The 6,688-nt window shown below is 59.2% G+C and carries 5 protein-coding genes; all 5 read right to left on the minus strand.

What is annotated here, in order from left to right; all coding sequences use genetic code 11:
• Positions 1 to 84: 84 nt before the first annotated feature.
• Complete coding sequence (locus IRZ31_RS03625) at positions 85 to 765, minus strand: CpsD/CapB family tyrosine-protein kinase (protein WP_297149622.1); 681 nt, start codon at positions 763 to 765, stop codon at positions 85 to 87.
• Between the two features lie 231 nt (positions 766 to 996).
• On the minus strand, positions 997 to 1,830 hold the full coding sequence (locus tag IRZ31_RS03630) for a hypothetical protein (protein WP_297149624.1): 834 nt from the start codon (positions 1,828 to 1,830) through the stop codon (positions 997 to 999).
• A gap of 77 nt (positions 1,831 to 1,907) precedes the next feature.
• Positions 1,908 to 3,083 (minus strand): glycosyltransferase, encoded by a 1,176-nt coding sequence (locus IRZ31_RS03635; protein WP_297149626.1) that lies wholly within the window; start codon positions 3,081 to 3,083, stop codon positions 1,908 to 1,910.
• A 5-nt stretch (positions 3,084 to 3,088) separates the two neighbouring features.
• Complete coding sequence (locus IRZ31_RS03640) at positions 3,089 to 4,633, minus strand: sugar transferase (RefSeq protein WP_297149628.1); 1,545 nt, start codon at positions 4,631 to 4,633, stop codon at positions 3,089 to 3,091.
• Positions 4,634 to 4,777: 144 nt separating this feature from the next.
• Positions 4,778 to 6,013 (minus strand): glycosyltransferase family 1 protein, encoded by a 1,236-nt coding sequence (locus tag IRZ31_RS03645; RefSeq protein WP_297149630.1) that lies wholly within the window; start codon positions 6,011 to 6,013, stop codon positions 4,778 to 4,780.
• Between the last annotated feature and the right edge of the window lie 675 nt (positions 6,014 to 6,688).

Below are 6,688 nucleotides of genomic sequence, written 5' to 3' on the forward strand. Positions count from 1 at the left end.
TGACATTATGAATGGAGAACCACCTGAGAGGCAAGCCAGGCTGACCCGCTTGCAAGAAGCGAAGCAGGGAAAAGCGCCACCAACTTATCCCTGGGTGAGAATGACCCCGCTCAGGCGGGCGCGGGCGCGTTGGAGCTGCTCACTTGCCTTCTTCGTGGCCATCCGTGTACTGCGCCCCAGGACAACTATCAGGAAGGTCTGATCAACGCAAGCACCCAGCAGCGAAGCATCGGCGCCTTCCAGAGCGGGGGCTCCATGCACCACCAGCAAGCCAGGCTGGCCCTGGCCCTCCTCTAGAAAGCGGCGCAGACTCTGGAGCAGCTCGGGTAAACGAGCTGCATAAGGAGCCAGCCCGTGCGGCATCTCTCCTGTACCGCTGCTCAGCAGCCAGAGGTGAGGTATAAACGTTGGCAGCAGGTAGCGGCTCACCTGTTGTGGAGTCAAAGCCTGGTCCTGCAACAGCATATCCGAGAGACCCGGGCCCTGACTCAGACCAAAACGCTGGCTCAGTCCGGGGTGGCGCATATAGGCTTCAATCAACACCGTCGGCAGACCGCTTTGAGCCGAAGCGATGGCCAAATTAGCTGCCACTGTCGCCTGTTCCTCTGGATGAGACGGACTGGTCAACAGTAGCGCCAGAGAACGCTGCTGGCTCTCCCAGTTCAGGCGGATGGTAGCGAATAGCGAGAAGACCGCCTCCACATAGGCTGAACCAGGATCATAATCCGATAACAAAGGCTGCATCTGTGTATGTGATTCACCCACGATACAATCTCCCGAGCTGCCAGAAGGTCAAGCTGCCAGGCTGCCAGGCTCGCTTGCCAGCGAACCCTAAACGACCCGCCTGCCAGCCATTCATCGTCGTCGCTCTCACCTCGCATCCTCCCCCTTATCCGTCCTCTCGATCGTTAGAGCAATCGCAATTTGCCAAAGCATGGTTGCTCACACACTTACTGAGGGATTGCCTGCCTTCAGGCGCTAGCTTGAGTGAGCAGCTCAGGCCACCGGGGCGGGCGGGACCCGCCGTCGCTCTCGCTGCTCTCCAGCGCGTGGCGCCCGGGGCAGCTCGCCATATACCGGCAACTGTAGCAGCTCAACGACCTCCTCGGCGCTGCGCAGGCGATCATCCAGGTAGTCTACCAGGAAAGCCAGCGCCAGACCAATAATCAGAGCCACGAGCATGATCGCGGCCAGAAGCGTCAAACGGTTCCCCGCTGAACCGGCGCCAAGGGCGGGATCGGAAGCAGGACTGACCAGGCGCCCAATGGCTGCCGGCTGCAGCTGCTGGGCAGCGGGACTGGCTCCTGGCGTTCCCTCAATGATGTAGTCAAGATAGGTATTCAGATGGCTCGTCAGAACCTCGCCCACAGCATTGGCAATGGCCCAGGCGCCGGGGGCAGTAGGCCAACTGACGTCGATGGTCACCAGGTTATGCGACCGGCTGGCCGAAAGCGCCCCTCCAATTGTGCTCGGATCCTGCCAGTTGCCCAGATCAGGGTTATTCCCGTAACGCGCCTGGATCGTCTGCATATCCTGGCCGATCTGGTCCGAGACGGCCTTGTCGAAGCCAGGCATAGTAACCACGCTCGGCACAGCGTCGGCCAGCGACTCGGCCACCTGCATATCTTCGATATAGCTAGGTATCATGCTGCGAGGCTCCGGTTGCAAGCCCACCTGAATCGTCACCGTCGAGTGGTAAGCTTTCAGCGCTCCGGGCGTCTTCCAGAGGTGATAGCCCTGGTAAGCAACATAGAGAGCGGCGATAACGACCACCAATATAACGAGCCAGAGACGGCGCCTGACGACACCCCAATAAGCTCGCAATTCCACGATTAACTATCCTTCCTCTCTTCTTGGCTTGGCATATGTAAGAGAAGCCAGCAGTTGCGGACTGCTGAGCTGCCAGGCTATGGCGCTCTAGGAGTCCCTGCCTCACCCCGTGATTTGCCCTTCACTGTGACCGAAGGGAGAGCAAGAGTCTGCTCGTGTGACTGGCGCTCTGCCAGTTTCGCCTCGATGAATTGCAGCATGCGGCGCTGGAAACGTGGCTTATCGAACTCCAGTGCGTGCTCACGAATCCTATAAGGATCGAAGACCCGTTCATCGAAAGTAGCCAGCACGGCGGCCAGGCTCTCCACCGTCTGCTCGTGGAAAAAGACCCCGGTCACGCCCTCAATCACGGAAGCCAGAGCGCCGCCGGCTCCATAGGCGATGACCGGGCGGCCCGAGGCCTGGGCCTCAAGCGGCGTGATACCGAAATCCTCCTCGCCCGGAAAAATCAGGGCCCGGCAGTGAGCAAAATAGTCCAACACCTCCGCATCGCTAAGTTGGCCAGCGAAGCGGATCGTTGGGCCGGCCAGCCGCTTCAAGCGAGGCAGATCGCGCCCTTTTCCAATAATGACCAGGGGCAGGCGTAAAGCATTGCAAGCCTCGATGGCCAGATCAATGCGCTTGTAAGGAACCAGGCGGCTCACAATCAAAAAATAGTCGCCACTGGCTTGCGGCTCAAACTTGAAGCGGCTGGCCTCGACTGGCGGCGGAATGACCACCGCCTCGCGGCGATAATACTTGCGGATGCGCTCCGCTACCACGGGGGAATTGGCGATAAAGTAGTCAACGCGGGCAGCCGTCACCTGGTCCCAGAGGCGGAGCCTGCTGATCAAAAACGGCAGGAGGCTGCGAGCCAGGCGACCTAGCTGCTCACGCTCGACGTATTCCTCATAGTTCCAGCACCAGCGCATTGGCGTATGGCAATAACAGATATGCAGCGTCTCCGGGCGTGTAATCACCCCTTTGGCGAAAGCACTAGAACTGCTCAGCACTAAATCGTAGCCGCGTAGATCCAGACTTTCCATTGCATAGGGGTAGAAGGGCAAATAGGGCTGGTGATGGCTCGTCACCAGAGGGAATTTCTGCATAAAAGAGGTGCGGATATCCATCCGCCGAAATGCGGGATCAACCCGTTTCGGATCGTAAATAGAGGTATAGAGGGGGGCGTTGGGAAACAGTTCATGTAGCGCCAGAACAACGCGCTCCGCACCCCCCATCTGATTCAGATAGTCATGGACGAGCGCCACTCTCATCGTTTTTAGTATGCACCCCGCCTGAAAATGACCGCTGGAATCGTACTCAACAGGATCTGGAAGTAGAGGCGCAGCGACCAGTTCTCAATGTAGTAGAGGTCGAGCAAGACGCCCTCGTCAAAGCTCAAATCGCTCCGTCCGCGCACCTGCCAGAGGCCGGAGATCCCCGGTTTAATAGCCAGTCTACCCTTCTGCCATTCCTCGTACTGAGCGACTTCGCGGGGCAGCGCCGGGCGGGGGCCGACCAGGCTCATCTCGCCTTTGAGGACATTGATGAACTGGGGGATCTCATCCAGGCTCAGCTTACGCAGAAGGCGCCCAACGCGTGTTATGCGTGGATCAGAGCGCATCTTGAAGAGTGGTCCCTGCGCCTCATTGCGATCGAGCAGAGCCGCCAGCATCTGGTCAGCGTTCTGATACATCGAGCGAAACTTATACATCTGGAAAGGCTTACCATTCAGCCCGATGCGCGTCGACTTATAGATCACGCTGCCGGGCGAATCCAGGCGGATGGCCAGGGCAATGCACAGCCAGAGCGGGGCGCCCAGAAGCAGAATCAGGCTGGACACCACGATATCGACCGCGCGTGTGACGGCCCGCTGCCAGCGGTTGAGCGAAGACTGCTTGATGCCGATGAGGGGAATACCCTCGATCGACTCCATATCGATGCGCGAGAGACTCAGCTCATAGAGATCGGGGATGAGTTTAAAAGAGGTACCTAGCCGCTCGCAGAGGCGCACGGTCCTGATCACCTGCTCATGCAAGTGAGAGGGCAAAGCAATGATCACCTCATCGACCTGCATCGAGCGGATGGCCATGCCCAGGTCATCCAGCGTACCCAGCATCTTGAAACGACCGAAATCGCCGGGGGCGTTCTCCAGGTCGTGGAGAAAGCCCACAATGGAGTAGCCCAGGCTGGGGTTGGCCGCGATGTGCTGCATAATCATCTTGGCCAGGCGACCTGAGCCGACCACCAGCACGCGGGTCTCCCCCAGACCGAGCTGGTAGAGCGTGCCCATAATGGCCGAGGCGATCAGGCGCCCGAGACAGAGCAGCACGATCGAGGTGGCCCAGACAAAAGGTACCAGCAAACGCGAATTAGCGGTCGGCTGAAAGACGAAGTAGTAGGTGATCAAGAAAGCCATGCCGATCGTGGCCGAGCTGATAATCGTCCACATCTGGCGGAACCAGGTACCGGTCAGGCGCAGCCGATAGAGGCCGCGGACGGCGAAAATGGCAATGGCTCCGATCACGATGCCAACCTGCATCTCGGTCAGCTTATCGAGAGGGATAAATGTGGCATGGCTAGGACCGGCATCGGTCAGGGCACGACGCAGACGATCGAGCCAGGGACTTTCAAACAGCAGCTGGAAACGGATAAGGTAAGCGAGATAGAACGAAATTGCGACCAGGATGGCATCCAGCAGCACCATCACGAGGCACTCAAGAATGCGCCACTGGCGGCGGTGGGAGCGCCGCTGTGAGATAATACGAGTCAGCTGGCCGGTAGCTCCCGTCACACCCATGACCCCTGTATTGCCTGCCATCATACTAGCGCCTGCCGCCGAAGCTGTGGCCTCTGCCGGGGACTTCGGGGTTGCGCTCACCGGACCCGCTGCTGGCGTTCTGGAGAGCTGTGCTTGTGAGAGTTCGCTACCTTTCACGGCCATATTCCTGCTTTTTTGAACGTTTTGTCACTCCAGTGAAGAAACATGTCGCTCCTTGCGTTGCGACCACGGCTCAAGTTGCTGTGGCTCCGGCTTCGGTGGCTTCTCGCTGAGGGCCTCTTCATAGACAGCCCGCATCTGGCGAGCCATTGTGCGCAGCGAGAAGCGTTCTGCCACCGCGCTGGCCATTGCGCGGCAGTGCTGCCGATAAGCCTCGTCGCTGAGTGCCCGGTACAGGGCGTTCGCCAGGGCGTCCACGTCGCGCGGCTCTACCGTCAGAGCCACGCCGGAACCTGCTTCGGGCAAGCTGGAGACAGTAGAGGTGACCACCGGCAGCCCGCAGGCCAGCGCTTCCGCTACCGGCAGTCCGAACCCTTCATAGAGGGAGGGATAAGCAAAGGCCGTGGCTGCATGATACCATAAAACCTGCTCGCTGTCCGCGATGAAACCCGGGAATAGGACTTCTGACTCAAGCCCCAGGCTGCGAACGCGGGCAAAGATCGAGTCATAGAGCCAGCCCTTGCTCCCCGCCAGCACGAGCTTCTCCCGGATACTCTGCTGGCGCTTCAAGCGAGCAAAAGCCTCAATCAATGTATCAAGATTTTTGCGTGGTTCTAGCGTCCCAAGATAGAGAATAAAGCCACTCTCAAGTCCATAACGGGCGCGCAGTGCCCGTACTGCCTGCTCATCCTGCTGGCTGGCGGTAAAGCGAGCGTCGATGCAGGGGTAGACAGTGCGCAGACGCTCTGCCGGCAGAGAGAGCAGGTCGATGGCATCGCGTCGCGTGCTTTCTGAGACCGCGATGATCAGCGTTGCGCGGCGCAGACTATGTAACGTAAAGGTGCGTTGGTAGAGCCGTTTTGGGCCTGTCAGAACCTCCGGGAAGCGGAGAAACGCCAGGTCGTGGAGAGTCACTACGCCGTGGCAGTCCGCTGGCAACCGGAAAGGGAGTACGTTCACCGGAGAGTGCAGCAGCTGGATGCGCCGCTGGCGTAGCTCGCCCGGCAGCTTCAGCTGCTCCCAGGCCACGCGCCTCACAGGCTGCTCTTCCGGCCAGGGAGCGCTGACATAGGTCAGCTGCGGATGGCGTGCCACTGCAGCTAGCTGCTCCTCTACCTGATGACCATTGACAAAGATAGTATAGCAATGCTCGCCAGGTTCCTGGGCCAGTCCTTCCAGCAACCGGCGGATGTAGCGGCTCACTCCACTATTACGATAGCTCTGACTGTAAGATAAGAGCTGGGCATTGATCCCAATATGCATAACAACTGCTGCCCCTCCCAGAACGGCGTATTCCCTATTCTATGCTATAGCAGCCGCTATAACCTGCCAGAAGAACGGCTTGTAGGCTGACCTGGTAACAGCTCTGGGCCTTTTCACCCGCCCTTTGTCTGCTCTTGCCTCCCGAGAACAATAGCTCAGCTTACCAGCACTAACTTGACTTGCCTTTGTACCACCTGCTTCCACCACCCTATTACGGATAAACGCATGGCTCTGTCCTTTAGACACAGGGAATCCTCTCCGTCTCTGACCAGCCAGCCCGGGCGGATAGAAGGATCAGCCCCTGGCTCTGGGCGCTCGTGGGCTGGCCGGATTGTCTCTTCTCTCTCATTGGTCTGAGCCTGGTTTCACCCTGACCCCCAGAACCACTCAGGCCAGCTTTCTTGACCAGAGCCCCTTGCCTGTATACAATGCAAAAAAGGAGGCATTCCTCCTGGTCGACTCTACCACAAGTGAGCTGGCCGCTCGCAGAGCGAGGCAGCCGGGGGGAGGGGAAGAGCAGCGGAGGCGGCAGGGAGTCAGGCAGGCGATTGTCGTGAGAGAGAGGGAAGGGCAGTGCCAGCAGCGCCTGAAGAAGGCACGCGCGGGCCGTGATCAGCAAGGCTGTCTGCTTCCTCATGCTGAGGAGGAGCCGACCAGAGCGGATGGGGCTGGGCC

The organism is Thermogemmatispora sp. (assembly GCF_019683635.1).
Taxonomy (GTDB): Bacteria; Chloroflexota; Ktedonobacteria; order Ktedonobacterales; family Ktedonobacteraceae; genus Thermogemmatispora.

What these genes read in the sequence shown, in the direction of transcription:
- IRZ31_RS03645 (WP_297149630.1), bottom strand. Translation starts at nt 6,013, where the DNA reads ATGCATATTGGGATCAATGCCCAGCTCTTATCTTACAGTCAGAGCTAT.
- IRZ31_RS03635 (WP_297149626.1), bottom strand. Translation starts at nt 3,083, where the DNA reads ATGAGAGTGGCGCTCGTCCATGACTATCTGAATCAGATGGGGGGTGCG.
- IRZ31_RS03640 (WP_297149628.1), bottom strand. Translation starts at nt 4,633, where the DNA reads ATGATGGCAGGCAATACAGGGGTCATGGGTGTGACGGGAGCTACCGGC.